The organism is Enterobacter chuandaensis, from assembly GCF_039718975.1.
Lineage (GTDB): Bacteria > Pseudomonadota > Gammaproteobacteria > Enterobacterales > Enterobacteriaceae > Enterobacter > Enterobacter chuandaensis.
This window is the reverse complement of record NZ_CP097173.1, coordinates 2,031,385-2,056,256: the sequence shown is the minus strand read 5'-3', so window position 1 is coordinate 2,056,256 and position 24,872 is coordinate 2,031,385. Positions and strand designations below refer to the sequence as shown.

General features: G+C 54.4%; 22 protein-coding genes and 1 other RNA gene. 8 read left to right on the top strand and 15 right to left on the bottom strand.

From position 1 onward, the window contains the following. Positions 1 to 8 precede the first annotated feature (8 nt). The 4 genes from sufB to MX657_RS10015 form a co-directional block, all read right to left on the bottom strand. On the bottom strand, positions 9 to 1,499 hold the full coding sequence (gene sufB / locus MX657_RS10030; RefSeq protein ID WP_080327356.1) for a Fe-S cluster assembly protein SufB: 1,491 nt from the start codon (positions 1,497 to 1,499) through the stop codon (positions 9 to 11). A gap of 8 nt (positions 1,500 to 1,507) precedes the next feature. Further along, positions 1,508 to 1,876 carry a Fe-S cluster assembly scaffold SufA gene (gene sufA / locus MX657_RS10025; protein ID WP_041910386.1) on the bottom strand — a complete coding sequence of 123 codons (369 nt, stop codon included), beginning with the start codon at positions 1,874 to 1,876 and terminating at the stop codon, positions 1,508 to 1,510. Positions 1,877 to 2,189: 313 nt separating this feature from the next. Beyond that, positions 2,190 to 2,918 (bottom strand): MerR family transcriptional regulator, encoded by a 729-nt coding sequence (locus tag MX657_RS10020; RefSeq protein WP_080327357.1) that lies wholly within the window; start codon positions 2,916 to 2,918, stop codon positions 2,190 to 2,192. 191 nt (positions 2,919 to 3,109) lie between these two features. After that, positions 3,110 to 4,327: a diguanylate phosphodiesterase gene (locus tag MX657_RS10015; RefSeq protein ID WP_219367065.1), complete on the bottom strand. Its 1,218-nt coding sequence runs from the start codon at positions 4,325 to 4,327 to the stop codon at positions 3,110 to 3,112. Between the two features lie 337 nt (positions 4,328 to 4,664). On the opposite strand from MX657_RS10015, the gene ycgZ reads away from it, so the two are divergent. From ycgZ to fdhF, 4 genes are all read left to right on the top strand, one after another. Beyond that, positions 4,665 to 4,904 (top strand): regulatory protein YcgZ, encoded by a 240-nt coding sequence (ycgZ, locus tag MX657_RS10010; protein ID WP_119914759.1) that lies wholly within the window; start codon positions 4,665 to 4,667, stop codon positions 4,902 to 4,904. Positions 4,905 to 4,908: 4 nt separating this feature from the next. Continuing rightward, positions 4,909 to 5,229, top strand: a complete 321-nt coding sequence (locus MX657_RS10005) for a hypothetical protein (protein ID WP_346808313.1) — start codon at positions 4,909 to 4,911, stop codon at positions 5,227 to 5,229. A gap of 29 nt (positions 5,230 to 5,258) precedes the next feature. Further along, on the top strand, positions 5,259 to 5,537 hold the full coding sequence (locus tag MX657_RS10000) for a biofilm/acid-resistance regulator YmgB/AriR (protein WP_014883526.1): 279 nt from the start codon (positions 5,259 to 5,261) through the stop codon (positions 5,535 to 5,537). 189 nt (positions 5,538 to 5,726) lie between these two features. Beyond that, complete coding sequence (fdhF, locus tag MX657_RS09995; RefSeq protein WP_346808312.1) at positions 5,727 to 7,877, top strand: formate dehydrogenase subunit alpha; 2,151 nt, start codon at positions 5,727 to 5,729, stop codon at positions 7,875 to 7,877. A gap of 41 nt (positions 7,878 to 7,918) precedes the next feature. Here the strand turns inward: fdhF and fliB are convergent, their stop codons facing one another. The 7 genes from fliB to MX657_RS09960 form a co-directional block, all read right to left on the bottom strand. Beyond that, positions 7,919 to 9,136, bottom strand: coding sequence for a flagellin lysine-N-methylase (gene fliB, locus MX657_RS09990; RefSeq protein ID WP_346808311.1), 1,218 nt, complete (start codon positions 9,134 to 9,136; stop codon positions 7,919 to 7,921). A gap of 109 nt (positions 9,137 to 9,245) precedes the next feature. Continuing rightward, a complete protein-coding gene (locus MX657_RS09985) occupies positions 9,246 to 9,887 on the bottom strand; it encodes a LuxR C-terminal-related transcriptional regulator (protein ID WP_080328149.1) in 642 nt (213 codons plus the stop codon). A gap of 51 nt (positions 9,888 to 9,938) precedes the next feature. Beyond that, a complete protein-coding gene (locus tag MX657_RS09980; protein ID WP_346808309.1) occupies positions 9,939 to 10,451 on the bottom strand; it encodes a fimbrial protein in 513 nt (170 codons plus the stop codon). Positions 10,452 to 10,462: 11 nt separating this feature from the next. Beyond that, entirely contained in the window at positions 10,463 to 11,410 is a 948-nt protein-coding gene (locus tag MX657_RS09975) for a fimbrial protein (protein ID WP_346808307.1), read from the bottom strand. An 11-nt stretch (positions 11,411 to 11,421) separates the two neighbouring features. Further along, positions 11,422 to 13,950 (bottom strand): fimbria/pilus outer membrane usher protein, encoded by a 2,529-nt coding sequence (locus tag MX657_RS09970; protein ID WP_346808543.1) that lies wholly within the window; start codon positions 13,948 to 13,950, stop codon positions 11,422 to 11,424. Positions 13,951 to 13,996: 46 nt separating this feature from the next. After that, a complete protein-coding gene (locus tag MX657_RS09965; protein WP_080327366.1) occupies positions 13,997 to 14,674 on the bottom strand; it encodes a fimbrial biogenesis chaperone in 678 nt (225 codons plus the stop codon). 79 nt (positions 14,675 to 14,753) lie between these two features. Beyond that, positions 14,754 to 15,284: a fimbrial protein gene (locus MX657_RS09960; RefSeq protein ID WP_045630225.1), complete on the bottom strand. Its 531-nt coding sequence runs from the start codon at positions 15,282 to 15,284 to the stop codon at positions 14,754 to 14,756. Positions 15,285 to 15,702: 418 nt separating this feature from the next. On the opposite strand from MX657_RS09960, the gene MX657_RS09955 reads away from it, so the two are divergent. Further along, positions 15,703 to 16,362 (top strand): winged helix-turn-helix transcriptional regulator, encoded by a 660-nt coding sequence (locus tag MX657_RS09955; protein ID WP_346808542.1) that lies wholly within the window; start codon positions 15,703 to 15,705, stop codon positions 16,360 to 16,362. Between the two features lie 69 nt (positions 16,363 to 16,431). Continuing rightward, positions 16,432 to 17,061, top strand: a complete 630-nt coding sequence (locus MX657_RS09950; protein WP_119914766.1) for a helix-turn-helix domain-containing protein — start codon at positions 16,432 to 16,434, stop codon at positions 17,059 to 17,061. Positions 17,062 to 17,112: 51 nt separating this feature from the next. On the opposite strand, the gene MX657_RS09945 is transcribed toward MX657_RS09950, so the two are convergent. From MX657_RS09945 to ydiJ, 3 genes are all read right to left on the bottom strand, one after another. After that, on the bottom strand, positions 17,113 to 17,307 hold the full coding sequence (locus tag MX657_RS09945; RefSeq protein WP_080327369.1) for a YdiH family protein: 195 nt from the start codon (positions 17,305 to 17,307) through the stop codon (positions 17,113 to 17,115). Between the two features lie 85 nt (positions 17,308 to 17,392). After that, positions 17,393 to 17,803 (bottom strand): 1,4-dihydroxy-2-naphthoyl-CoA hydrolase, encoded by a 411-nt coding sequence (gene menI / locus MX657_RS09940; protein WP_252001445.1) that lies wholly within the window; start codon positions 17,801 to 17,803, stop codon positions 17,393 to 17,395. Continuing rightward, complete coding sequence (ydiJ, locus tag MX657_RS09935) at positions 17,800 to 20,856, bottom strand: D-2-hydroxyglutarate dehydrogenase YdiJ (RefSeq protein ID WP_119914768.1); 3,057 nt, start codon at positions 20,854 to 20,856, stop codon at positions 17,800 to 17,802. Before ydiJ ends, menI begins: the two co-directional genes overlap by 4 nt. A gap of 199 nt (positions 20,857 to 21,055) precedes the next feature. Here ydiJ and ydiK point away from each other — a divergent pair, with 199 nt between their 5' ends. Both ydiK and rprA read left to right on the top strand, forming a co-directional pair. Further along, the gene (gene ydiK, locus MX657_RS09930; protein ID WP_119914769.1) at positions 21,056 to 22,171 is read left to right on the top strand and encodes an AI-2E family transporter YdiK; all 1,116 of its coding nucleotides are present in this window, start codon (positions 21,056 to 21,058) and stop codon (positions 22,169 to 22,171) included. A gap of 210 nt (positions 22,172 to 22,381) precedes the next feature. Further along, positions 22,382 to 22,489: antisense sRNA RprA (gene rprA / locus MX657_RS09925), an RNA gene on the top strand. 5 nt (positions 22,490 to 22,494) lie between these two features. Here rprA and MX657_RS09920 read toward each other — a convergent pair. Further along, positions 22,495 to 24,870 carry a glycoside hydrolase family 3 N-terminal domain-containing protein gene (locus MX657_RS09920; RefSeq protein ID WP_346808303.1) on the bottom strand — a complete coding sequence of 792 codons (2,376 nt, stop codon included), beginning with the start codon at positions 24,868 to 24,870 and terminating at the stop codon, positions 22,495 to 22,497. Positions 24,871 to 24,872 lie beyond the last annotated feature (2 nt).

Genomic DNA, 24,872 nt, shown 5'->3' with positions numbered 1-24,872 from the left:
TGCTTTCCTTAACCGACGCTGTGTTCAAGACTAATGGCGAGGAGTTTTTGGGCTTCAACGGCAAATTCCAGCGGCAGTTCAGAGAACACGTCCTTACAGAAGCCGTTGACAATCATCGAGATGGCATCTTCTTCACTGATCCCGCGCTGCAGGCAGTAGAAGAGCTGATCTTCCCCGATACGCGAGGTTGTCGCCTCATGTTCAAGCTGGGCGCTGTTGTTGCGGCACTCCACGTACGGGAAGGTGTGCGCCCCGCAGTCGGCGCCGATCAGCATCGAGTCACACTGGGTAAAGTTACGCGCGTTGGTGGCCGTCGGCATGATTTTCACCAGCCCGCGGTAGCTGTTCTGGCTGTGCCCGGCTGAGATCCCCTTCGAGATAATCGTCGATTTGGTGTTTTTCCCGATATGGATCATCTTGGTGCCGGTATCGGCCTGCTGATGCCCGCTGGTGAGCGCCACCGAGTAAAACTCGCCGATGGAGTTATCCCCGCGCAGAATGCAGCTCGGGTACTTCCAGGTAATGGCGGAGCCGGTTTCCGACTGCGTCCAGGACATCTTGCTGTTTTCACCTTCGCACAGCGCGCGCTTGGTGACGAAGTTCAGGATACCGCCGGTGTTGCCGTCGCCTGGGAACCAGTTCTGCACCGTGGAGTATTTCACCTCGGCGTCTTTGTGGATGATGACCTCGACCACCGCCGCGTGCAGTTGGTAGCTGTCGCGCACCGGGGCGGAGCATCCTTCGATGTAGCTGACGTAGCTGCCTTCGTCCGCCACCAGAATGGTACGTTCAAACTGGCCGGTTTTTTCGGCATTGATGCGGAAATAGGTTGAGAGCTCCATCGGGCAGCGCACGCCTTTCGGCACGTAGATAAAGGTGCCGTCAGAGGCTACTGCGGCATTCAGCGCGGCGAAGAAGTTATCGTTGCTCGGTACCACGGTGCCGATGTATTTTTTTACCAGCTCCGGGTGATCGTGAATCGCTTCGCCGAAGGAGCAGAAAATAATCCCCTGTTCGGCCAGTTTCTCACGGTACGTCGTTGCCACCGAGACGGAGTCAAAAATGGCGTCCACCGCCACCTCTTTCCCTTCGCGCACGGGCACGCCCAGCTGGTTAAACGCCTCTTCTACCTCTTTGCTCAGAAAGCTGTTCTCGGCACCGGTCTGCTGTACCGCGCCGGGCTGCGAGGCGCAGGTATCGTCACAGCTGCCGCAGGACGGCGCGGAGTAGTAGCTGTAATCCTGATAGTTCAGCTTGTCGTAGTGGGCTTTCAGCCAGTGCGGCTCTTCCATCTCCAGCCAGGCGCGGAACGCGCTCAGGCGAAATTCGAGCATCCACTCCGGCTCGTTACGTTTGGCCGAGATGGCGCGCACCACATCTTCATTAATGCCTTTCGCCAGCTCGTCGGTTTGCAGCTGCGTGAAGAACCCCTCTTTATAGTTGAGGTGTCCGCCGCTCCAGGTGTTTACATCACTCGTTGCTTCAGTATTACGAGACATAGTACCGCCTATACCCCAAAGCTTTCGCCGCAGCCGCATTCGTTCTGGGCTTTCGGGTTATGAAATTTGAATAACTGGTTTAAACCTTCCCGCACGTAATCCACTTCGGTTCCGTCGATAAACGGCATGGCCTGCAGCGCGACGTACAGCTTTGCGCCGTCAGTTTCAAACACCAGGTCATCTTTTTCCGGTGCGGTGACGGTATCCAGTACGTAGCCAAAGCCCGCGCAGCCGGTCTGCTTAACGCCTAAGCGCACGCCGAGAATGTCGGGATTTTTTGCCACCAGCTCGTGGATATGCGCCGCCGCCGCAGGCGTGAGCGTTAATCCGCGCCAGGCAAAATCGGCAGGATTGAAGGTTTCTGAATGCAGTTCCATAGGTCCACCTCATCTGATTAGCCATCAGGGCATAACACCATGTTAGTGATAACGATTATCACTTCAACCCTCTGACAGCAGGGGCATTCGGCTAAACCGCCCTTTTTGTCTACTTTTATTAAGCATAGACCCTGTCACAAGATGCGGGCGGGATGGATATAATTGTTCAATGCTTTGAAAAATAATGGCTTATTCCATCAGGCAGGCAGTGGAGAGAGGAAAAGTAAAATATGCATCGGAAATGCCTATTTTTAAAATAGCTTTTGTTCAGGAAGTGACAAAAAACAAAAAAGGCCCGCAAGGCCTCTGATAATCAGTGATGGAATGTAACGGTGAAACCCTGTTCACGCCAGTGATCGAGCTGTTCCTGCTGGCGCGGTGTCGGCGATTTTCCGGTCCAGACGAAGATTTTCTGCCCGGGGAACAGTTCGGGACGTGGCGAATCAATTGGCTCCGCCAGTACGTCAATGTGCCAGCCTTTCTGTGCCAGGCGCGCGGCTTCAAGCCACAGATGGGTGCGGTCGTCGCATTCCCAGCCAATAAGCAGCGCATCTTTGCCCGCTTTCTTGCGCGACTCCGCCAGGTTTGCAATCGCGAATTCAATCAGGACGCCGTCCAGCATACTTGCCATGTGGCGCACGGTGTTTTGATCCTGATTCATTCGCTGGCGGACGGGGGAAATAATGTTATCGATCAGCGCATCCATCGGGTGATCCCGGCGGAATTCGCCTATTTTGGCACGCAGTTTAGCCGGGCTGGCATAGCGCAGAACGGTCATCATCTCTTCCTGGAAAGTAGACCAGTTACCCTGAGTCATCACTTCCTTGTTTTCCAGCAAGGCTTTCACTTTTCCGACCGACACGCCGCTCTTCATCAGGCGTTTGATCTCTTCGATACGCAGGATATCTTCATCGTCGAACTGACGATGACCCCCTTCGCTGCGCTGCGGCTTCAACAATCCATAACGGCGCTGCCAGGCACGCAGCGTAACGGGGTTGATACCGCATCGTTCGGCCACTTCGCCGATACTGTAATAGGCCATTAACTCCCTCACGCTCAGAACTTCCATACCTAACTGCACCAACCTTATCAGATTGTACAAACCATTTGTATAACTAAGACCATATTTTGCACGGGTGGATGGGAGACTCCCCCATCCATCTGTTAATACATTGTTGTATAAAATTTGCCGTTCGTACAGTTAAGAGTGCCGGTTTATGTACAGCTTTATTATTATTCGAACTTTTTCTCTGGCCACGCTATCGCCGGAATGCCGCCATGCCGGGGGCTGGCGAAAAGATGTCCCTGGAACTGGGAAATTCCCGCAGATTCCAGCCACATCCACTCTTCCGCCCTCTCAACACCGACCGCGCAGATCTGAATTTCCAGCGAGGAGCAGCATTTGATAATCGCCTGAATAATGGCTTGTCGGGGACCGCTTTTATGCACGTTCGCCACCAGATCGCGATTAATCTTAATTCGGTCAGGCTGGAACTGGGCCAGCAGCTGAAGCCCGGCAAATCCGGCGCCAAAGTGATCGATCGTCACGCTGATACCGGCACTTTTTAGCTGCCTGACTGAATCCGTGAACTCATCGAAACGTGAAATGGCTTCACTCTCGGTGAACTCCACAACGATTTGTTCGGGTACAAACCCATTAGCGTCGATGGCGGTAAGCAGAAAATCTACCGCGTTAGGGACGTTAACCAGCGTCATGGGCAGCAGGTTCAAAGATAATGTCTGGTCCTGTAACCCCAGCGTGCAGGCCATAGAGAGCGCCACCCGCTTGCTTTGCAAATCAGATGCATAAACTTCTTCACGCGGGCGGTTGGCAAAATAGGCTCCCGGCGGATCGCCGGACGGGGTGCGGAGAAGCGCCTCCCAGGAGACGACCTGCTGCATAAACGGATCGACGATCGGTTGAAACGCAAAACTGCAATCCGCCCCTTTCGCAACGACCTCAGGCTGTGCCGATAGATCCGTTTCTTCAGTAACAAAATCCCACGAGTCCGCGGGAGGCAGTTCAAAATAGTTGGCCTTCTCGGTGGCCTCGACAAAGGTGCGGAAAAACTGCAGCGGACGGTCGTTATAGGTCAGCTGATAACGCGTTGTGCCCCTGTTGAGCACCTGCTGCAGCACCTCTTCCCTGTCAAACTGGCGCAAATCAAACAGCTCCATGCCGAGGTTGCCAAAGCGCCGGACAGGCCCGTGATCGCGCATCAGCTCAACAACGTTATGGTGGCGCGGGTCGTTACAGATCTGCTCATAGATAGCCGAAACGTGCTCCACCGGTCCTTCCAGCAACTGGAAAAAATGTGTGCCGTTAAACAGCAAGATCCCCGTGACATTGGATTGCCGGTTTTTATGATTTGCAGCAGCGACCATGGTTTCCAGCGCTTTCACCGGAACGTCCTCGCAGATATGACTGCGGTAAATGATGGTTGTGAGCATGCGATTCCTGGGGTTAGGGTTTTGGCCACAAAAGAGGTGGGTAAGGATCATTTATAGCACATTAATTGCCTGACAAATAATTTACATCTCAACCATTTACGGCACTTAATGAACCTTTTTAATGTGCTGTACAACTTAGCAACACCATATCATTTTGTACAATATATCCTGTAGCATTGTCGACGCACAATAAGCCCGCAACAACATGAAAAGAAAGAACTTTATAAAATATATCACAATAAAATTAAAAATCTGTACATTTTTGATGTACAGATTTGGAAATTATGTATACCTTAAATGTAACGTTACTGATTACAAAATTTTACAGGAGCGAAACATGCAGCAGAAAGGTTACGTCACAGATTCCGCAGCAGCGATCGCACAGTACTTCGAAAAAGCCGCGCTTCCTACCCAACAGGAAACGCTGGGTCAGGTGGTGGTTGAGATCCTTAGCGACGGGCGAAACCTTAACCGCAAATCGCTCTGCACTAAACTCTTAAGCCGCCTTGAAAGGGCCAATGGCCCTGAAGAGGAACAGCATTACCACATGCTGCTTGGTTTACTCTTCGAACGATAACGTTATGAATCGTAGTAACGCGGACAAAATGACCGATCGTCTGATTGGCGAAGCTGTACTTTCTCTTTTGAAAGCGCATGGCCCCGTCACGACGGAGGCCCTGGTTCAGCGTCTGCGGGATATGAAAGCACGCGAAAAGGATCCCCGGCGGCGGGAGACACTGGCGAAGGCGATTGCCGACATCGGCTCAAACAGCTTCGCGTTAAAACGTCGCAGAACCGCGCAAGGACGAACGAACAGAGAGGGATCTCTCAATGACAACAGAGACAATGTAGTGCCGTTATTTGGAAATGGAAAACCGTCCGATCCCAAAAAAATACATTGACTGCAATTCAACAGCTACGGTGAGAACAAATGAGACAAAATATTCAGCTTCAACCCGAATACCATTCTGCTTTTTTAGAAAGCGCGCTGTCGGAATATTTCCGCCACGCAGGCGATCGTTTTGCTGAAGAGTCCGCTGTTTTTTCTACTGCAGTACGCTGTGTTCTGGCTTCCGAAGGCCATCTGTCCAATAAAGCCATCATCCTGTGGTTGATTCAGACCCTGGAAGCGACCCACGACGTGGTACAGGCGGATGTGATCCGCAAAACGCTGGAAATCGTCGTCGGTTACACCATGGACGATCTTTAATCTCCCCCCCTTCAGCAACGGGTAATGTGTCATCGTCAAAACTGACGATGGGTATGACGATGACACCCTCTCTTCCTATAACACCCTGTAAATAAAGCGCGTTAAAAATGGCACGGTTTCTGCTTACTCCCTGTTACGGGACTGGGCTTACCAGTCATTTTGCTTCATTTCTTAACAGGTCTGTTATTGATGAAAAAAATCGCCAGCGTCTGCCCATACTGTGGTGCAGGCTGCAAATTAAACCTTGTCGTTGAGAATAACCGTATCCTCCGGGCCGAAGCGGCGGAGGGCGTCACAAACCAGGGCACCCTGTGTCTGAAAGGTTTTTACGGCTGGGACTTTCTTAACGATACCCGCCTGCTCACTCCTCGCCTGACCCAACCGATGATCCGCTACCGCAAGGGAGAGCCCTTTACCCCTGTAACCTGGGAAGAGGCTATCTGCTACACCGCCCAAAAGCTCAGCAGCATTAAAGCGCAGTTCGGCCCGCGCGCGATCATGACCACCGGGTCATCGCGCGGAACCGGGAATGAAACCAACTACGTGATGCAAAAATTTGCCCGCGCGGTGCTGAATACCAACAACGTTGATTGCTGCGCGCGCGTCTGTCACGGCCCTTCCGTCGCCGGGTTACAGGAGACCCTCGGCAACGGCGCAATGAGCAATTCCATCAACGATATTGAACACTCTAAATGTCTGCTGGTCTTTGGCTATAACTGCGCGGATTCCCACCCTATCGTCGCCCGGCGCGTGCTTAAGGCCCGTGAAAACGGCGCGAAAATTATCGTCTGCGACCCGCGCCGCATTGAAACGGCGCGCATTGCCGATCAGCATCTGCAACTGAAAAACGGTAGCAACATGGCGCTGGTAAACGCCTTTGGCTATGTGCTGCTGGAAGAGGAGCTGTACGACAAGAACTACGTCGCACGGTTTACCGAAGGACTTGAGGCCTATCGCCAGACGGTGAAAGAGTATGCCCCAGAACGCGTAGAACACCTCACCGGCATTGCCGCCCGCGACGTTCGTCAGGCGATGCGCACCTTTGCGGCGGCCCCTTCCGCTACCGTGATGTGGGGAATGGGCGTCACGCAGTTTGGCCAGGCTGTCGATGTGGTCAAGGGACTTTCAAGCCTGGCGCTGCTGACGGGTAACCTTGGCCGCCCTGCCGTCGGCGTCGGGCCGGTGCGCGGGCAAAATAATGTTCAGGGCGCCTGCGATATGGGCGTTCTGCCCAATATGTTCCCCGGCTATCAGGACGTCACGGACCCGGCGGTCAGACAGAAGTTCGCCGACGCCTGGGGGATTGACGTGACTAAGATGGACAATCGCGTCGGGACGCGCATTACCGAGGTGCCTCACCTTGCGCTGGAGGGCAAGATCAAGGCCTACTACATCATGGGGGAAGACCCGCTCCAGACGGAAGCCGATCTCAGTCTGGTCCGCAGCGGGTTTGACGCCCTCGACTTCGTGGTTGTTCAGGACATCTTTATGACCAAAACAGCGGAAGTGGCGGACGTGCTTCTCCCCGCCACCTCATGGGGCGAACACGGCGGCGTTTTTACCTGCGCCGATCGCGGGTTCCAGCGTTTTGGTAAAGCCATTGAGGCCAGCGGCAACGTTAAGCGCGACTGGGAGATCGTCAGCCTGCTCGCCACCGAGATGGGCTACCCGATGCAGTATGACGATAACCAGCAGATCTGGGACGAGATGCGCGAGCTTTGCCCGCTCTTCTACGGCGTGACGTACAAAAAAATGGGCGAGATGGGGCATGTTCAGTGGCCGTGCCCGACGCTCGATCATCCCGGCACGCCGTACCTGTACAAAAACAATCAGTTCGACACGCCAACCTGCAAGGGACAACTCTTTGCCGCGCCGTGGCGTGCGCCGGCAGAAATCCCTGATGAGGATTATCCTCTGGTGCTCTGCACGGTGCGCGAGGTGGGGCATTATTCATGCCGCTCGATGACCGGGAACTGCGCCGCGCTACAAAGCCTGGCCGATGAGCCTGGCCGGGTGCAGATGAATCCTGTCGATGCGGATAAGTTGGGCATTACCGACGGTCAGCTGGTCTGGGTGCGTTCGCGCCGGGGTAAGGTTATCACCCGCGCCAGCATCAGCGAGCGCATCAATGCCGGCGCGGTCTATATGACCTACCAGTGGTGGATTGGCGCCTGCAATGAGCTGACGCAGGATAATCTCGACCCCACCTCCAAAACGCCGGAAACGAAGTATTGCGCGGTGCAGCTGGAAGCGATTGAGGACCAGCGCTGGGCGGAGGATATCGCGGCGTCGTCTTATCAGACGATGAAAACGCGATTGATTAATGCCGTGAATGTCTGAGGAAAAGAGGCTCACCCGGTGAGCCTCTGGCTTTTATCCGCTTATCCTATCAACAGCAGACACGATAAATCATCACCACCGTTGATTTTTTCAATCGCAAAGTCTATGCGCGCGTCAATAGTCTGATTGTGCATGGTCTTTTCTGACAGGCTGGCGATGGTTTTCATCACCACCTGCCGATCAATATCACCCTGCATCGATTGTACGCTGAGGATGAATTTGACATAGAAAAAGTCCAGCACGATACGATAAAACTGACGCAGGATAGTTTCCGTGTTTTTACCGGGGAAATAGCTGCTGTAGAGCTTATACAACAGGTAATTGCGTAACACGTGAGGTTCTGACAGGCAGGACGACTCGCACAGTTTCTGCCATTGCTGATTAATGCCGTCGAATTTTGCGTCCAGCTCAGACGCGTCGTTCAGGCCAGAGACATCCAGATAAGAGGCAATCTGCTGATGCCCCCGGAGAATAAAGCCGTCCCGTGCCGAATCCTTCGCCACGTTCGTGCCCATCACCGACAGCGCCAGATATTTCATCGCGTTTGAACGCGCCAGATTACCCGTATCAATCAGCGATTTTCCACTCTGCAGCTCGTCGCGTAACGCCTCGTAGAACTGTTCTACCTCATCAAATTTGTTGTGCAAATCAAAGTTAACGTGCTGAAGGCAGAGAATAAACTGGGCCAGCGCCATCAAATTCTCTTCAATGTTGCGGGATGGCGACTGAATTAAATGCCAGGCAAAAAGGTGGATCACCTGCTGCATCTGCGAGGCAGACTGCCGCTGCCCAATCAGGTTGGTTTTGTAGGTAGCCACTAGCGCCTCCTGCTCGTCAAGCAGCATGGCATCCGGATCAAACAGGACACGTCGCACCACTTCCGGACAGGAGAGCGTCATGGTGTGCCGCGTTTCATTCTGATAGCGGCTTGCGCTTCTGGGATACGTGCTGCAGGTATGCGAGAGCGCCTCTTCCCCTAAATCGCGGTGCACCATGCAGAGTTTGTTTTCATCAATAAAAGGGCACTCCCCTTTTTCGTTTAGCTTCACTCTGGAGTAGTTATTCTTGCCCTTTCGTTGAAGGATCAGATTCTCCTTTGCAATGGCGGCAATCTCTGCATGCGGGGACAGCACATACTTCTGGTGGGTTTTCTTATCAATATGGATTGTCCAGCCGCGACAGCACGAGATTAAGCACTCCGGCCCAACACACTGAAACTTACCGACGAATATCGGCCTGATAGTTTTATGAATTTGCATAGCTAAGGCGTCATTTTATAAAGCATAGAAAGTACCATGACGCCTACGCTATTCTATAGATGCATAACCCCGCACTATGTTTTGCAATTCACAGAATCGAGGGCGCAATTTAGCCGTAATTATTGACCAGATAATCGCGCAGCCGGTTCGGATGGGTATTTTTTTCTACCATCCGGTGAATCAGGGCCATGAGTTCATAATCGCTGCGCAGGTCGAATTTCTGCATCAGCAGATATTTATGGGTAAAGATAGTTTTATCACTGGTATTTAGCTTATTCGCAATCTGCCCTACCGATAACCCGCGGTAAAAATTGACCATAACGCGAACCTGCTGCGGCGATAATATTTTGTGCTGACATTCGTAGCAGCTTTTATTCTTCCAGCGATAGCCCGGTAATTGCGTGCGATACCATGCGATAAAGAGCGCCTCACTGATCCGATCGAGCGAGGCCCGGCGTGAGATAAAAATCATATCCTGAAAACAGGATGGAAATGCCGAGAAACGCTGCTCATCATCAACCAGGCCGATCACAATTCCTTTTTTCCGTGCCTGTAGCTCGGGATAACAGGTCAACGTTTCCCCCTGGCATAAAGAGAGAAAAATGATATCCGCGGCACTGACATTTTCCGGCGTAAGTTCAACCTCAAAATGAAGCTGATGCCTGAAATTATGCAAGAAGAACTCCCCCAGAAAACGCTGCAAGCCATCTCGAAAAAATGAATCTGTCTCTTTTATCAGAATATTCAACATTAACGTTACCGACATCTGTCAATCATTAAGAAATATCAACCAACATACTGATTAGTTGTACTGCATCGTCATGACGACGACGGCACTGATGCTCCCCGGCGTTGCGCCGCCCGTGGAAGATCTGACCGAAGCCAGCATGGCCATCGTTGCGGTTCTGTCTGCTGAAATAGCTTGTGTAATACTTGTACCGGTCCCCTTCATGGTCCCGGTTGCGGCCTCACTCATCGCAATCGCGACGTTCGTGGCCGAACCGCTGTTCATGTAGTAATCCGCCCCGGCGACCGGATCGGGATTTCCGGTAAAGGAGACCGTCACGCTACGCGTCCCTGCCGGACACTGGGTAAACAGCAGGTTAAACGGAACAGGGTCGGACGATGACCCCGGCGTGGCCATGTTAGATGCCTGAATATTACCGAGGTTAATATTAAGATGGTCATTTCCCCCGTTAAAGATACAGGGAGAAGCAACAATATTTCCGGTGACGCTGACGTTAACGCTGTCCGCCGCAAAGATATTGCTGCTGATTAATGTGGCGGCGAGCGCGGCCGTGCGCAGAATATTCATCGTTTTATCCATTACTGATACGTCAAATTTAAGGTTGCAGACGCATTGGCGGTACCGGGGTCGACCGTCGTTTGGGTCTGGTAATAACGCGCCGTTAACGGAAATGCCTGCTGCCCACCCGCAGCGGCATTTAGCGGCAGACGGGTATTTAACGTGAGAGGCGTACCGTTATAGAGTAACTGCACGCCAACCCCTTTCGCCGTGCCGGTATTACCCTGCCCCGTCAGCGCGAGCACGCTCGTTGTTGCCACGTCCGGGTTCTGAATACCGCTGAGCGAAACGTTGACGTTTGCCCCCGGATCGCAGTTCAGACCCAGGTTTTGCGTATTCTGTGCACCCGTCGGCGTGATGCCGACCGTTGAGCCAAAAGCTGCGGCAGAAATATCACCGATGGGAAACGTCAACTGCGGTGTCGTAATGGTGCAGGCCAGCACGTTGATGGTTCCGTCCAGCAGCGTAGCCGTCAGGCCATCATGATAAACACCATCGCTCCCCTGCAGCATAACGACACCCAGTACACCGGGCGTCAGCGAGCCAGAAGCAACGGGGCCGGTAACGACAAGTTCTATTTTGCCGCCCCACCATTCGACATAATTTGTCTGCGCGTTATAAGAAAAGGTATAGGTCGGGTTTTCAAAATAATTACCTGATGAAAAGCGCACGCCAATACCGCTTACATTGGTGTTATAAACGTGATTACCGTAAGTACTCAGCGTTGCATTTAGATAACGCATGCTAAATCCGAGCATTAACGGATTGGTACAGCCGCTTAAATAAGATCCGGTGACCGACGCATTTTTTGAAAATAATACTGTGCCCACCGCGACATCACGCTGCACCGTAATTGTGCCGATGGATAACGTGGATTCCTGTGGCGTAATCGTTGTGCAGGTTCCTGCATGAGCACTATTCCAGGCCGCGGTGATACACAGCAGGAACAGGATGTTAAGTATGCGCATTTTTAAAAACCCTAAAGACAATTGACGTTAATTTCTGTAATTCCGCCTGCCGGAGATTGCGTTGAAAGACGGAACGGCGCGCGGCACTGCCGATCGCTTTCCGCTCCCCACGTGACGAATACTGTCCCCTGTGTATCCAGGCCGGTGACGTATACCTGACCTCTGTCGCCAACAATAAAGCTGCTGTTGTCGCTTCCTTTCAGGCTCGCGATTGCGCCAAAGGGAACAAAATGGCCGTTATGCATTAACGTAATTAATGCCCGCCGTCCCACTTTCGCCTGATAGTCGGCCAGGACGATTGCACCGCGCGTCGGTGTTACCGTGCGGGTATTAATATCCAGCTCAACGTCATCCGGCATACTTTCCGGGGCAAGCGTGATGTCATTTTTACGGTACACAGAAAGGTTACTGACCACCGTGTATCCCCGGAAATCTGTTTTTACTCCCGGCTGATTACGGATATCCACATCGTGCGCGCCCGGCGCGCTAATCAGAACGTTGGTCTCCCCCAGGGGCTGAGACAGCGTGATCCCTTCCCTGTGAGCAAGAATGCCCCCCTGCAGACCATAGTTAAGACGCTCGCTGTTTTTGTCGTAGCTGTAGCCCGCCGTCACTTCGCCGTACGTGCCCCTGTAATCCCCGTTCATGTTGCCCGTGTAGCCCACGCCGTCCGACCCGTACCCTTGCTGAACGTTCCAGTTCAGTGCATGGTTTTCCAGCGCCACGCCGTTCAGACCAATATTCTGCGTGGTGCCGTTATTCTTGCTGGCGCTCACGCTATAGTTAGCCCAGGTCTGCGGCAGGAATTTTTCAAGCGGAATGCTGACGTTAAAGGCCAGCAGCTGATCTTTGTCGTAGCGTTTATTGCCGTCATATGAACCCGCGCTGCCGTTTTTACTGTAAGTCCAGGTGAGTCCGTAGCTGATGTTGTGCCAGTAGTTGTTGTAACCCAGGCTGTATGACGCCATCGTTTTGCCCGAATTCCAGTAATCTTCACGGGCCGCGCTTAGCGTCAGCGAGCCAAGATTGCTGCCCAACGTCTGGCTCATCGTGAGTTCGGCACGGTTACGACGACGGTCCTGGAGCGCAGAGCTGTCGCCCCAGGAATCGAGGACCTCCTGCATGCCGTAGTAACCGCTGGTCGAATAGCGGTAGCCCGCAATCGAAAATTGGGTCCCTGTCCCGGCAAAGTTCTTGCTGTATCGCGCACGCCAGGACTGCCCGTTGGATTTTTCTCCCCCCTGCGGGGTTGACCAGGCCTGGGTCATATCCGCAGAAATCGCGCCGAAATCGCCCATATTTTTCCCGATCCCGGTGGCGATGGACTGATATTTACTCGACTCCTGCAGCCCGCCATACAGCGTGAGGCCATACGGCAGACCATAAATCCCCGTGATTTGGCCAAACGGGGTCTTATCCACGCTGCTGCTGTAAGAACGATACTGCCCTCCGGTCACCGCATACTTCAGGCGTCCTTCGCGCTGCAAAACCGGTAATGAGGCATAAGGCAGGGTGAAATGCTGCTCGCTGCCGTCCGCTTCCTTAATGGTGACATCCAGATCGCCCGCGCCACCGGTGGGATACATATCGGTAATTTCAAAGGCGCCTGGCGCGACATAGGTCTGGTAAATCTGATAGCCATTCTGGCGAACAATGACCTGAGCATTGGTGCGCGCAATCCCACGCACGACGGGCGCATAGCCTTTGAGCGAATCCGGGAGCATGTCGTCATCTGAAGCCAGCTGTCCGCCGCGAAACGGCATACTGTCGAACACGTCGGCGGGTGCGGAGCTGTCACCCAGGGTGAGTTCGGCCCTGAACGGAATAATGGCCCGCTGAGCATAGGTGTAGACGGTATCCCATTTATCGTGCCCGTTCTCATCACGCGACCAGGTGGTGTAATTGCGCAGTCGCCATGGCCCAACGTTGAGGCCTGGACGTAAGTTGGCATACTGGCTGCTGCTGTTTTTACTCTCACTCTGTTTCGCCCAGCTGTTGGCTCCGCTCAGGCTGTAATTAAGCATCGCGGCGGTGATCCCCTCATCCCACTGTTCTGGCGGGACATACCCTCTGGCAGGCAGGTCGATCGCGGCCTGAGGAATGCTGATAACAAGCCGCTGTGCGCCAAACTGAAAATCCGCAGTGGCATGAGGAATTGCCTGCAGGTTGACGCAGGATGTGCTTTCAACCGCCAGGTTAGGAAACAGCGCCGTTTTGACGCCCCATTTTTTTAGCTGATCCATGCTCAGACAGGGCTGCAGGCTATCGTTTTCCTGCCCGTCTTTCCCGGCAACAAAATCAATATCGCTGGTCTCAATAAGCTGGTCGTCAAGGATGATGTCAACATGGTATTTCCCTGGTGCCTGCGAACCTGATTCAAACGCAGATAAATCGGCTTTACCCATTCCCGGATTATCCAGCTCCACCAGATCGGCGTTAAAGGAATCACGGGCGTTAACCACGGGTATTGCATTCGCCAGCGCGAAGGCAATACACATTGCCAGACGCGCGGGCTGCATTTTTATATTTTTCGTTGCCATCATCATAAACCTGACTCGATATTGAGGATGCCGCTTTTTTCAGGAACTAAAAGCTGGCCTGATGTATTATTCCCGGGCTGCCATAGTCGTTAATCACTTTGAATACGATCTGATTGCCATTGACGCCTGGGGGTAAGCGAAATGCTGCCACTGCACCAGGCGCAACCCAGGAAACATCCTCCAGCTTTTTACCGCCGACGCTTATTTCATTAAAGTTGATCACATACGGTGTAGGGTTGGTGACCTGAAGGTTATTTCCACTACGAGACCAGGTTAATTTATTCGCCTGCTCTTCCGGCGTTGACGCCTTCAGGCTTGTCGGGCGATAAATAAGCTTGATGCGTGTTTTAACGGCAATTTGCAACGAGTTTGCCTGTTTGCTCGCTGAAGGTATCGCTTTAATATTTAACCAGAAGAGGCTTTCTTTATCCTGCGGCAGTGAGCCCGAGAGTAAAATACGTTCAATATTTTGCTGGCCGCCGTTCAGTCTGTACAAAGGTGGCGTGACGATAAAAGGTGCTTTATTAGCATTACCCTCTGGCATGTCGACCCAGGACTGGATTAAATAAGGGGCGGTATCCGCATTATTTACACTGATGGACGCCTCTTTCTTCCCGCCATCAAAAATTACGCGAGTGCCACCAATAATAACCCCGGCATAAGCGTGCGAAACAGATGCAGTAATAACCGCCGCGCTCAGCAGGGTTTTGCTAATAAAATTCATTTTGGACCTCTTAAAACAAGGGGGCAGTTTATGCCCCCGCGCAGCGCCTCGCGGAGCTGACTCTTGTTCTGCTTAATGACTAGTTGTAAACAACGGAGAAGTTAGCGACGGAGTTTGCAGGACCGGCCGTTACCGATGCCGCCGTTGAAATATACTGTGCGTAGAAATTCAGCGTATTGTCAGCGGTGCTGCTCAGTACATAGTTGTAGCCGTTGCTGCCGTGCAATGGCAGATCGGCTTTATCAGCGGTCATCAAATTAATGGCGACACCCGTTGCCGCACCGGCGACAGAGGTATCAATCGCCAGCAGATCGGCATTAGTCAGATCGGGCGTACCGTCAAAACGAACTTTAGCACTGGTGACCGTAACCGGGCAGTTCTTCAGAATAATATCGAATTTCGTTGCCGCCGTTCTGGAACCCGTCGTCGGGAATTCTGTTTTATAATAATCACCTAATACGACCACCTGGTTTTGAGAGGCTACCGCCACGTCACAGGCTGAATCCAGGATGTTACCATTAAAATTAACGGTTCCTGCGGCGGCGAGAGCATTGCCCATCATTAAGGCTGAACCTGTCGCAACCATCGCTAAAATAATACTCTTTTTCATAATGTTCATTTTCCTGTTTACGGGATAACTTTATTTATTATTGAAATTCAAGCAGCGGAAGACCGATAAAAGAATCGCTAAGGGTTCTTTTATTTTTCGCTGAATGGCTTAAGGTCTTCCTGACTGACTGGTCAAAATTTATATAATCATTTTAATGAATACAACTTTTAGATGGTCTAGCTGTAGACTCTGATTTAACGAAAATTCAACATTTGCGTCAGGAAATTCTTATCTGGTATTGCAGAAGTCTATTATTAGACCTTGCACGCTTTTTCTTTCTATTCAAATAGTTAGTTTTCGAAGGGTGCCCGGTCTACTTTTAGACCTCACCAGAATATTCCCTGAGTTCTTCATTTTTAAGATAATTCTCTTTGCCGATCAAAAATTGATCACACAAGAAGTCGATGTGAGGTATCTTATGAATACACGTTTAACCACCCCACTGAATAATTATCAATCCTCAGTTCTGGATTTAAAGCCGTTCGCCGATATCGACGCCCTGATTAAACATGTGCTGCCAGCCGCCAGCAGAATGATCATCGGTCGGGGGGAGACGGTACATTATTATAAAGATGATGTTCGGCAGTGTTTTTTGTTAATCCAGGGCAGCGTGGCGCTTCACCGTCGCGGCGACGGTATTGTGTTAAATTCTGAATCTGCGCCGTTTATTCTGGGCGTCAGCAGCCAGTTTTCCTCTGAGCACCTGTATGTCAGGGCGCTGGAGACTGCCGAGATCGCGCGCGTGTCGCTGGAGAGTTTCAACCAAATTGTGTCGCAGCATGATTTATGGGAGCACTTCTCAAAGCTGCTTATTTATACCGCCTCGCGTGTGTACGAGCATTGCGCACAAATATCGCAAATGTCCGCTTACGATATCATCCGCTTCCAGCTTGTTGAACTGATGCAGGAGCCGGACGCCATACGGCAAAATACAACGGCGGCGGCCTACATCAAAAGCCGGACGTATCTTTCGCGCAGCGGAATTATGCGAATCCTGGCGGAACTGCGGAACGGGAAGTACATCACCATGGAACGCGGCGTGCTGCTTGAAATCCACCATCTGCCACGAAAATATTAAGCACCCCCGTGCCTGTGCCCGCGAGAGACGCTATAATTAGCCAGGTTATTTTTAAGGTTACCGGCTACCATGTCCCGTCCAGAAACGTCTCACCGTGGCTCGCCCTACGCACAAGAGCTTATTTCTTATTTACTGCCTGAATGTACAACACGAAGAACCGCTCGCGGCGAGCGGCTTGACCTTCAGATCAACGGTCAGGGCATGTGCTATTTAATTCTTGAGGGGACGATCGCCATCTACAGAAGAAGCGACGATATGATGCTCTCCACGGCCCGCAGCCCCGCCCTCTTCGGCCTCGCGAATCTCACTGATATCTATTTCAATGATTATCTCAAGACCGTTACCCCGTGCCTGATCGGTACGCTCACCACCGAGCGCGTGAATGAGATTATTAAAGAAAAAGCGCTGTGGGGGCTGCTCTCAAAACAGCTTATGTTTGTATACAACCGTCTGTATAACAACGTCATGCCGCAGGGTGCACCGACGGCGTACGAGATGATTCGCCAGCAGTTGATAAAGCTGATGGATGAAGATGAAAGCTATCGCGAAAGCGTGACGGCGGAAAGGTATATCAGGGAGAAAACCCAACTCTCCCGCAGCGGGGTAATGCGTATTCTGGCGGATTTAAAAACCGGTGGGTTTATCGAAATAGAAGACGGGCGGCTCATCAAAATCAACAAACTTCCCGCCCGTTACTGAATTGCGGGCACAAAAAAGGCCGCGCAGGCGGCCTTTCTCAACAACACTCACTCAATGGACGTGAACGCCCAACCGCCAGGCAAAGTAAATCTCTTCTCGTAACTCATTTGAAGAGAGCGCCAGCAGATCCGTGAACTCCAGCTCAAGCTGTTTCAGCTTTTTCAGGTACTGCGCCGGAGACAGGTTGCTTTTATCGCGACGTAAATATTCAATTGCCAGCTGTGTTGGGGTTATTTCAGTATCCATGATGTCCTCGCTTATGTACAAATCCTGACCAGTATATCACAACACACTGGCTAGTTTTTGACCAAAGGCAATTCATCTGAAAACTTTACACGACCGCCGTCGTCAGACGCGACGAGCAACACAGGCGGTCCTGCTCGTCGAGAATATCGATCTGCCACACCTGGTGACGGCTACCGGCGTGCAGCGCGCGGCAGATACCGCGAACGCGCCCGCTGCGCACCGAGCGAATGTGGTTAGCGTTCACCTCAAGCCCGACAACCTTCTGCTCGCCTTCGGTGCAGAGATATCCCGCAACGGAGCCAAGGGTTTCAGCCAGCACGACGGATGCCCCGCCGTGCAAGAGGCCAAACGGCTGGTGGGTGCGGTTATCGACAGGCATCGTCGCCTCCAGATCGTCTTCCCCGATACGGGTGAACTGGATATCCAGCAGCCCCACCATATTTCCCTCGCCCATGGCATTCAGCGCCTGCAGCGTGACGGCACGTTTCCAGATCATCCGATTATCTCCAGTAAAGCCTGTAATGGGTGGCGTACGCCGTTACCCTCTACCCGTTTCACCTGGCTGCGGCAGGAGTAGCCCGTCGCCAGACAGCGGTTGCGCGGCAAACGCTGCATCGCCTGATGCCACGAGAGCTCATAGATGCCGAGCGAGTTGGCGTGGTTTTTCACTTCGTGGCCGTAGGTGCCCGCCATACCGCAGCAGCCCACGCTGACGCTCTCCAGTTTCGCACCGAAACGCGCAAAAATAGACGCCCACTGCGCCGGCGCGCCGGGCAGCGCCGTCACCTCGGTGCAGTGGCCGAACAGATACCACGACTCACCGCTAACCTCCTGAATGGCTTTCTCTTCAAGGGCCGCAGGCAGCCACTCGTGAACCAGCATGACGTGGAAATCGCCGCGCTTTTCACCCAGCGTCTGCTTGTATTCATCGCGATAGCAGAGCACCAGCGCCGGATCGACGCCGACCATCGGCAGCCCAAGCCCGGCGACCCGGTTGAGAAAATCAGCGGTTTTTTGCGCCGTTTTCGCAAAGCGGTTCAGGAAGCCCTTAATGTGCTGCGCCTTGCCGTTTGGCGAGAACGGCAGCACCACGGGCTGATACCCCAGTTTTTCAGCCAGGCGGATGAAGTCAGCGACCACCTGGGCATCGTAGTAGCTGGTAAACGGATCCTGAACCACCAGCACCACATTCGCTTTTTGCTCAGGGGTCAGTGCCTCAAGCTGTTCGAGGGTCATGTTCGCCGAGCGGTGGCCGACGAGCTGTCGCTGCAGCGACGGCACCGACAGCAGCGGCAGATCGACCATACCGATATGCTTTTCGGAAAGCTTGCGCACCAGCGGCTGATTGATAAAGAAGTTGAACGTCTTCGGCGCGCGCGCCATCAGCGGCGCATAGCTTTCTACCGTCGCCACCAGATGGTCGCGCACCGGGCGCAGATAGCGGGTGTGGTAAAGCTGCAGGAAGCGCGAACGGAACTCCGGCACGTCAATTTTAATCGGGCACTGGGTGGAGCAGGCTTTGCAGGCCAGGCAGCCGGACATCGCCTCTTTCACCTCGTGGGAAAAATCATACTCGCCCTTGCTGGCATGCCAGCTGTTGCGGGAGCGTTCAATCAGCGAACGCAGGCTGGCCCGTTTTTCCGGCAACGCCTGCTCCAGCTTGAGCGGATCGACGCCACGGTCGGCCAGCAGACGCAGCCACTCGCGTACCAGCGTCGCGCGCCCTTTCGGCGAGTGTATGCGGTTGCTGGTGATCTTCATCGACGGGCACATCGGGCTTTTCGCGTCGAAGTTAAAGCACAGGCCGTTGCCGTTACACTCCATCGCGCCGCGCCAGGAGGCGCGCACCGCAATCGGGATTTGTCTGTCATACGTGCCGCGCTTGACGGCATCAACCTGCAGCATCGGCGCATCCACGCCTTCAGGCGGGCAAATTTTCCCCGGATTGAGACGGTTATCCGGGTCGAATGCCGCTTTCACCTTGCGCAGCTCTGCATAAAGCTGTTCGCCGAAGAACGCCGGGCTGTATTCCGCGCGGAACCCTTTCCCGTGTTCACCCCACAGCAGACCGCCATATTTGGCGGTTAAGGCCACCACGTCGTCGGAGATCTGCTTCATCAGGATCTCCTGCTGCGGGTCGCACATGTCCAGCGCCGGACGCACGTGCAGCACACCGGCGTCGACGTGGCCGAACATGCCATAGCTCAGGCCGTGGCTGTCCAGCAGGGCGCGAAACTCCACGATATAATCCGCCAGATGCTCAGGCGGCACGCAGGTATCTTCGGCAAACGGAATCGGCTTCGCCGCCCCTTTCGCATTGCCGAGCAGGCCCACCGCTTTTTTACGCATCGCGTAAATACGTTCGATACCGGCCAGATCGTTACACAGCTGCCAGCCAATCACGCCCCCTTCGCCCTGCGCAATCCGCTCATCCAGACGCTGGCAAAGCGTCGTCACCTGGCGCTCAATCAGTTCGGCGTCATCACCGGCAAACTCCACGATGTTGAGGCCGAGCATCTCTTTATCCGGCACGTCGGTAATCAGATCGCTTACGGAGTGCCAGACGATATCTTCCCGCGCCAGGTTGAGCACTTTAGAGTCGACGGTTTCCACCGACAGCGCCTGCGCGTCAACCATAAACGGTGCATTGCGCAGCGCAGAGTCGAAGGAGTCGTATTTGACGTTCACCAGGCGACGCACCTTCGGCAGGCGGGTGATATCCAGCCGCGCCTCGGTAATAAACGCCAGCGTCCCTTCGGAGCCGGTCAGCACGCGGGTTAAATCAAACTGGGTCAGGTCGTCATTAAAGACGTGGCGCAGATCGTAGCCCGTTAAGAAGCGGTTCAGTTTCGGGAATTTGTCGAGGATCAGCTGGCGGTTATCGCGGCAGCGTTCCAGCACGGTGCGGTAGATGCGCCCGCTGGCGGTATTGTCTTTACCCAGCGTTTCCGCCAGTTCAACCGGCATCGGCTGCGTATCAAGGATATCACCGCCCAGCAGAACTGCACGCACGCCAAGGACGTGATCGGAGGTTTTGCCGTAGACCAGCGACCCCTGCCCGGAGGCATCGGTGTTGATCATCCCCCCGATGGTTGCACGGTTGCTGGTGGAGAGTTCAGGGGCAAAAAAGTAGCCGTAAGGCTTGAGGTACTGATTAAGCTGATCTTTGATGACGCCCGCTTCGACCCGCACCCACCCCTCTTCAGGGTTGATCTCAATGATGCGATTCATATAGCGCGACATATCAATGATGATGCCCTGGTTCAGCGCCTGACCGTTGGTCCCGGTGCCACCGCCGCGCGGCGTAAAGACCAGCGAGGCGAACCGCTCCTGCGTTGCCAGCCGGGCGATGAGCGCCACGTCGGCCGTTGAACGAGGGAAAACGACCGCATCGGGAAGAAGCTGGTAGATACTGTTATCGGTTGCCATCGTCAGCCTGTCGGCATAGTTCGTGGCGGTATCACCTGTAAAACCCTGTTGCTCCAGTGCCTGCAAAAAATTAAGCACCAGCTGAACGACGCCAGGTGCCTGAGAAATCTGTGGGATCATGACTGTCGACCCTAATTAGAGTTGTATGAAATCGTTTGCGTGTATCTTAAAAGTTTTATCACATTTTTTTCTTATAATCTCTGCTGAATTACAGGCAGAATTCGCCTGTCAAAAACCGCTGACATCACTAATGATTAGAGAGACGCGGTTTTCCATTCCCGCCAGTCGTACTGGCGTTCTTTAAAGGAAAGTTTCATTTATGGTCAATCTTCGCCAGCCCAGGGATGTTGCGCAAATTCTGCTGTCGGTGCTGTTCCTGGCCCTCATGATTATTGCGTGTCTGTGGATTGTTCAACCCTTTATTCTCGGCTTCGCCTGGGCTGCGACCGTTGTCGTCGCCACGTGGCCTCTGCTGCTGCGCTTGCAGAAACTGCTGTTTGGCCGCCGCGGGCTAGCCGTGCTGGTGATGACCCTGCTGCTGTTCCTGCTGTTTATTATCCCGATTGCCCTGCTGGTGAACAGCCTTGTCGACTCCAGCGGCCCGGTGATCCGTGCGGTGACCAGCGGCGACCTGACGCTGCCGGACCTCGCCTGGCTGAACAGCATTCCTGTCGTGGGCGCTAAACTTTACAGCGGCTGGCATAGCCTGCTGGAGATGGGCGGCAGCGCGCTGATGGCGAAAGTGCGGCCTTATATCGGCACTACCACCACCTGGTTTGTCGGTCAAGCCGCGCATATTGGCCGCTTTATGATGCACTGCGGCCTGATGCTGGTCTTCAGCGCCCTGCTCTACTGGCGCGGTGAGCAGGTTGCTTTAGGGGTTCGTCACTTTGCCACCCGCCTGGCGGGAAAACGCGGTGACGCTGCGGTGCTGCTGGCCGCGCAGGCCGTGCGTGCGGTGGCGCTGGGCGTTGTGGTGACGGCGCTGGTACAGGCAGTGCTGGGCGGTATCGGCCTGGCGATTTCCGGCGTACCGTACGCCACCGTATTTACCGTAGTCATGCTGATGACCTGCCTTGCGCAACTGGGGCCCTTGCTGGTGCTGGTTCCGAGCATTATCTGGCTTTACTGGACGGGTGATACCACGTGGGGCACGGTTCTGCTGGTCTGGAGCTGTGTAGTCGGTACGATGGATAACGTGATTCGCCCCATCCTCATCCGCATGGGGGCGGATCTGCCGCTGATCCTGATCCTCTCAGGCGTCATCGGCGGACTGATTGCCTTCGGGATGATCGGCCTGTTTATTGGCCCTGTCCTGCTCGCCGTCACCTGGCGTCTGTTCTCCGCCTGGGTGCATGAAGTGCCGCCGCCAGAAACCGACCCGGACGCGATTCTGAGCGAACTGGAAGAGCTCGAAGAGAAAAACACGCATTAAGACTTTTTTGCCGGGTGGCGCTAACGCTTACCCGGCCTTCACTCTTTCGCACAATACTTAAACACTACTAAAGTATTTATTCATTACTCACTGGTCAGACCCGCCATTTCAGCAGTAAGTCCGCTATTATCCTCAAGAAATCTTTACGTCTCTTTAACTATTGAGACGAATCTGATCGACGCTAAAAATTACAATGCCTACTATTAGCTCACGGTTATAAATCAACACCTTGATTTATAAGCATGGAAATCCCCTGAGTGAAACAACGAATTGCTGTGTGTAGTCTTTGCCCATCTCCCACGATGGGCTTTTTTTTATCCTGACTACGCGCGCTTCACGTCACAGCGGCTGATCATCCGCCACTCACCGGACAACACCCGCGTTTCCCCTGTCACAGTGACCGTCACCGCCTCGCGAATATCCGCTGACGATGCGCCAATCTGCAGTTCAAACTCACCCGGCTCAACGATGCGTTTCCCGTCCCGACGCGTGAAGTTGAACATCTCAACCGGCAGCGTAAAGCTGAGCGTGGCGGTTTCGCCCGGCGAGAGCGTGACGCGCTGGAAGGCCTTCAGCTCCTGAAGCGGCCGCACCTGCGTGGCAACCTTATCCCTGACGTAAACCTGCACCACTTCGCTGCCGCTGCGTTCGCCGGTGTTAGTCACGTCAATACTGAGCACGACATTGCCGTCAACCGGCACGCGGCTTTCAGCCAGGCGCGCCTCTCCCCAGCTAAACGACGTCCATCCCAGGCCAAAGCCGAACGGATAACGTGAACCAAAATGGAACGCGAACGGCGTGCCACCGCTTTTCAGCTTGTGGTTATAGTAGTACGGCATCGCCCCGGCGCTTTTCGGCACGCTGACCACCAGCCGACCCTGTGGCTCCGCGCGTCCGGTTAACACATCCGCAATCGCCCAGCCCCCTTCCTGCCCCGGTGCCCAGGCCATCATCAGCGCGGCGACCTTATCCTCCAGCCCCTGCAGGTTGTACGGACGCCCGCCGGTCATCACGACGATCACCGGTTTGCCGGTGGCGACCAGCGCCTCCAGCAGCCGTTGCTGCACGCCGGGCAGATTCAGGGAATCGGTATCGGAGCCTTCCCCTACCGTGCCGCTCTGGAACAGCCCGGCGAGATCGCCCACGCAGGCCACCACCATGTCACTCTCCTGAGCGGCGCTAACCGCCTCGGGGATAAGTGCGGTACTTTGCGACACCGGAGACTGCTGCATTGGCTTGCCGCCGCTGTCGCCGGGGAAGACCGGCGCGCCCGCCATCCGTTTTTCGATAATGTGGCACCCTTTGGCATAACGGACGTTCGATGCGCCAAGGTACTGCGCCAGCGCCGCGCGCGGGGTCGTCACCTGCGAGGTCTCTTCCACCATGTCGCTGATAATCAGATGAACCGGGAAGCTGTAGCCGCTGAGTAACGCCAGCGGATCGTCTGCCGTCGGCCCGATCACCGCCACGCGAGGTTTGCCATTCAGCGGCAGAATGCCGTTGTTTTCCAGTAGCGTGACCGATTTAGTTGCCACCTCCCGCGCCACCTGCCGGGTAGTCTCATTTTGCAGATCGATAGCGTTTTCATCCGCGTACGGTTTTTCAAACAGGCCAAGACGGAATTTTTCGGTCAGCGTGCGCGCCACGATCTCATCGACTTTCGCCATAGAGATCAGCCCCCGCTCTACCGCTTCCGCCAGATGGCGTGCGCAGTCATCCTTCGGCAGCTCAACGTCCAGCCCGGCGTTAAAGGCCAGCGCGGCGGACTCCGCTGCGTCGTGGGAAATGCCGTGGTGCTGGTGCAGCAGGCTGACGCCGCCGTAGTCCGCGACAATAATCCCGTCGAAGCCCCACCGTTCGCGCAGGACGGTAGTCAGCAGGAAGCTGTCGCTGTGCCCCGGCTGGTTATCAATATCGTGGTAGGCAGGCATCACCGAACCGGCGTTCGCCAGCTTGACCGCCATTTCAAACGGCAGCAGGAAGGTGTCGTTCAGCTCGCTAAAGCCAAGATGAACCGGGGCATGGTTGCGCGCCCCTTCGCTGAACGAGTGGCCCACGTAATGCTTGAGCGTCGCCAGCAGATCGCGTTTATCGCCCTGCAACCCTTTCACGTAGGCGGTTGCCATCACTCCAACCAGCCAGGGATCTTCCCCGAAGGTCTCTTCGGTTCGCCCCCAGCGCACGTCGCGGGACACATCCAGCACCGGCGCAAGCCCCTGCTGGCAGCCAACGGAACGCGCCTCTCTACCGATCTGCTCCGCCGCGCGCTGCACCAGCTCCGGGTCCCAGGTCGAGCCGTAGTTCAGCGAGGACGGGAACAGGGTAGCGTCTTTGCACAGCAGCCCCACCAGGCACTCCTCGTGGAACAACGCCGGGATGCCAAGACGCGTCTCTTCCATCATCATGCGCTGCAGGCGGTTGGCCGCGCGCACGCCGGTTTTCGCGTCAACGATGTGTGTACCGAGCGGGCGCGTGATCTGCCCGACGCCCAGCTTCAGCCGCTCGCTGAGCGCGGCCTGCTCGCTCACGCCGGAGAATTCGTCGCTCAAATCGCTGCGCTCGCGGTGGTTGCCGTTTTCATCGAGGATCAGCCAGTAGGCGTGCATCTGGGCGAACTTCTCTTCCGGGATCATGCGCGCCAGTAAATCGGCGACGCGCTCGTGTACGGGACGTCCCGCATCCTTATAGATAGCCGTCATGT

Excerpts from the sequence above, each read along its gene's own strand:
- sufB (WP_080327356.1), bottom strand. The coding sequence starts at position 1,499 with ATGTCTCGTAATACTGAAGCAACGAGTGATGTAAACACCTGGAGCGGC.
- sufA (WP_041910386.1), bottom strand. The coding sequence starts at position 1,876 with ATGGAACTGCATTCAGAAACCTTCAATCCTGCCGATTTTGCCTGGCGC.
- MX657_RS10020 (WP_080327357.1), bottom strand. The coding sequence starts at position 2,918 with ATGGCCTATTACAGTATCGGCGAAGTGGCCGAACGATGCGGTATCAAC.
- MX657_RS10015 (WP_219367065.1), bottom strand. The coding sequence starts at position 4,327 with ATGCTCACAACCATCATTTACCGCAGTCATATCTGCGAGGACGTTCCG.
- ycgZ (WP_119914759.1), top strand. The coding sequence starts at position 4,665 with ATGCAGCAGAAAGGTTACGTCACAGATTCCGCAGCAGCGATCGCACAG.
- MX657_RS10005 (WP_346808313.1), top strand. The coding sequence starts at position 4,909 with ATGAATCGTAGTAACGCGGACAAAATGACCGATCGTCTGATTGGCGAA.
- MX657_RS10000 (WP_014883526.1), top strand. The coding sequence starts at position 5,259 with ATGAGACAAAATATTCAGCTTCAACCCGAATACCATTCTGCTTTTTTA.
- fdhF (WP_346808312.1), top strand. The coding sequence starts at position 5,727 with ATGAAAAAAATCGCCAGCGTCTGCCCATACTGTGGTGCAGGCTGCAAA.
- fliB (WP_346808311.1), bottom strand. The coding sequence starts at position 9,136 with ATGCAAATTCATAAAACTATCAGGCCGATATTCGTCGGTAAGTTTCAG.
- MX657_RS09985 (WP_080328149.1), bottom strand. The coding sequence starts at position 9,887 with ATGTTGAATATTCTGATAAAAGAGACAGATTCATTTTTTCGAGATGGC.
- MX657_RS09980 (WP_346808309.1), bottom strand. The coding sequence starts at position 10,451 with ATGAATATTCTGCGCACGGCCGCGCTCGCCGCCACATTAATCAGCAGC.
- MX657_RS09975 (WP_346808307.1), bottom strand. The coding sequence starts at position 11,410 with ATGCGCATACTTAACATCCTGTTCCTGCTGTGTATCACCGCGGCCTGG.
- MX657_RS09970 (WP_346808543.1), bottom strand. The coding sequence starts at position 13,950 with ATGGCAACGAAAAATATAAAAATGCAGCCCGCGCGTCTGGCAATGTGT.
- MX657_RS09965 (WP_080327366.1), bottom strand. The coding sequence starts at position 14,674 with ATGAATTTTATTAGCAAAACCCTGCTGAGCGCGGCGGTTATTACTGCA.
- MX657_RS09960 (WP_045630225.1), bottom strand. The coding sequence starts at position 15,284 with ATGAAAAAGAGTATTATTTTAGCGATGGTTGCGACAGGTTCAGCCTTA.
- MX657_RS09955 (WP_346808542.1), top strand. The coding sequence starts at position 15,703 with ATGAATACACGTTTAACCACCCCACTGAATAATTATCAATCCTCAGTT.
- MX657_RS09950 (WP_119914766.1), top strand. The coding sequence starts at position 16,432 with ATGTCCCGTCCAGAAACGTCTCACCGTGGCTCGCCCTACGCACAAGAG.
- MX657_RS09945 (WP_080327369.1), bottom strand. The coding sequence starts at position 17,307 with ATGGATACTGAAATAACCCCAACACAGCTGGCAATTGAATATTTACGT.
- menI (WP_252001445.1), bottom strand. The coding sequence starts at position 17,803 with ATGATCTGGAAACGTGCCGTCACGCTGCAGGCGCTGAATGCCATGGGC.
- ydiJ (WP_119914768.1), bottom strand. The coding sequence starts at position 20,856 with ATGATCCCACAGATTTCTCAGGCACCTGGCGTCGTTCAGCTGGTGCTT.
- ydiK (WP_119914769.1), top strand. The coding sequence starts at position 21,056 with ATGGTCAATCTTCGCCAGCCCAGGGATGTTGCGCAAATTCTGCTGTCG.
- MX657_RS09920 (WP_346808303.1), bottom strand. The coding sequence starts at position 24,870 with ATGACGGCTATCTATAAGGATGCGGGACGTCCCGTACACGAGCGCGTC.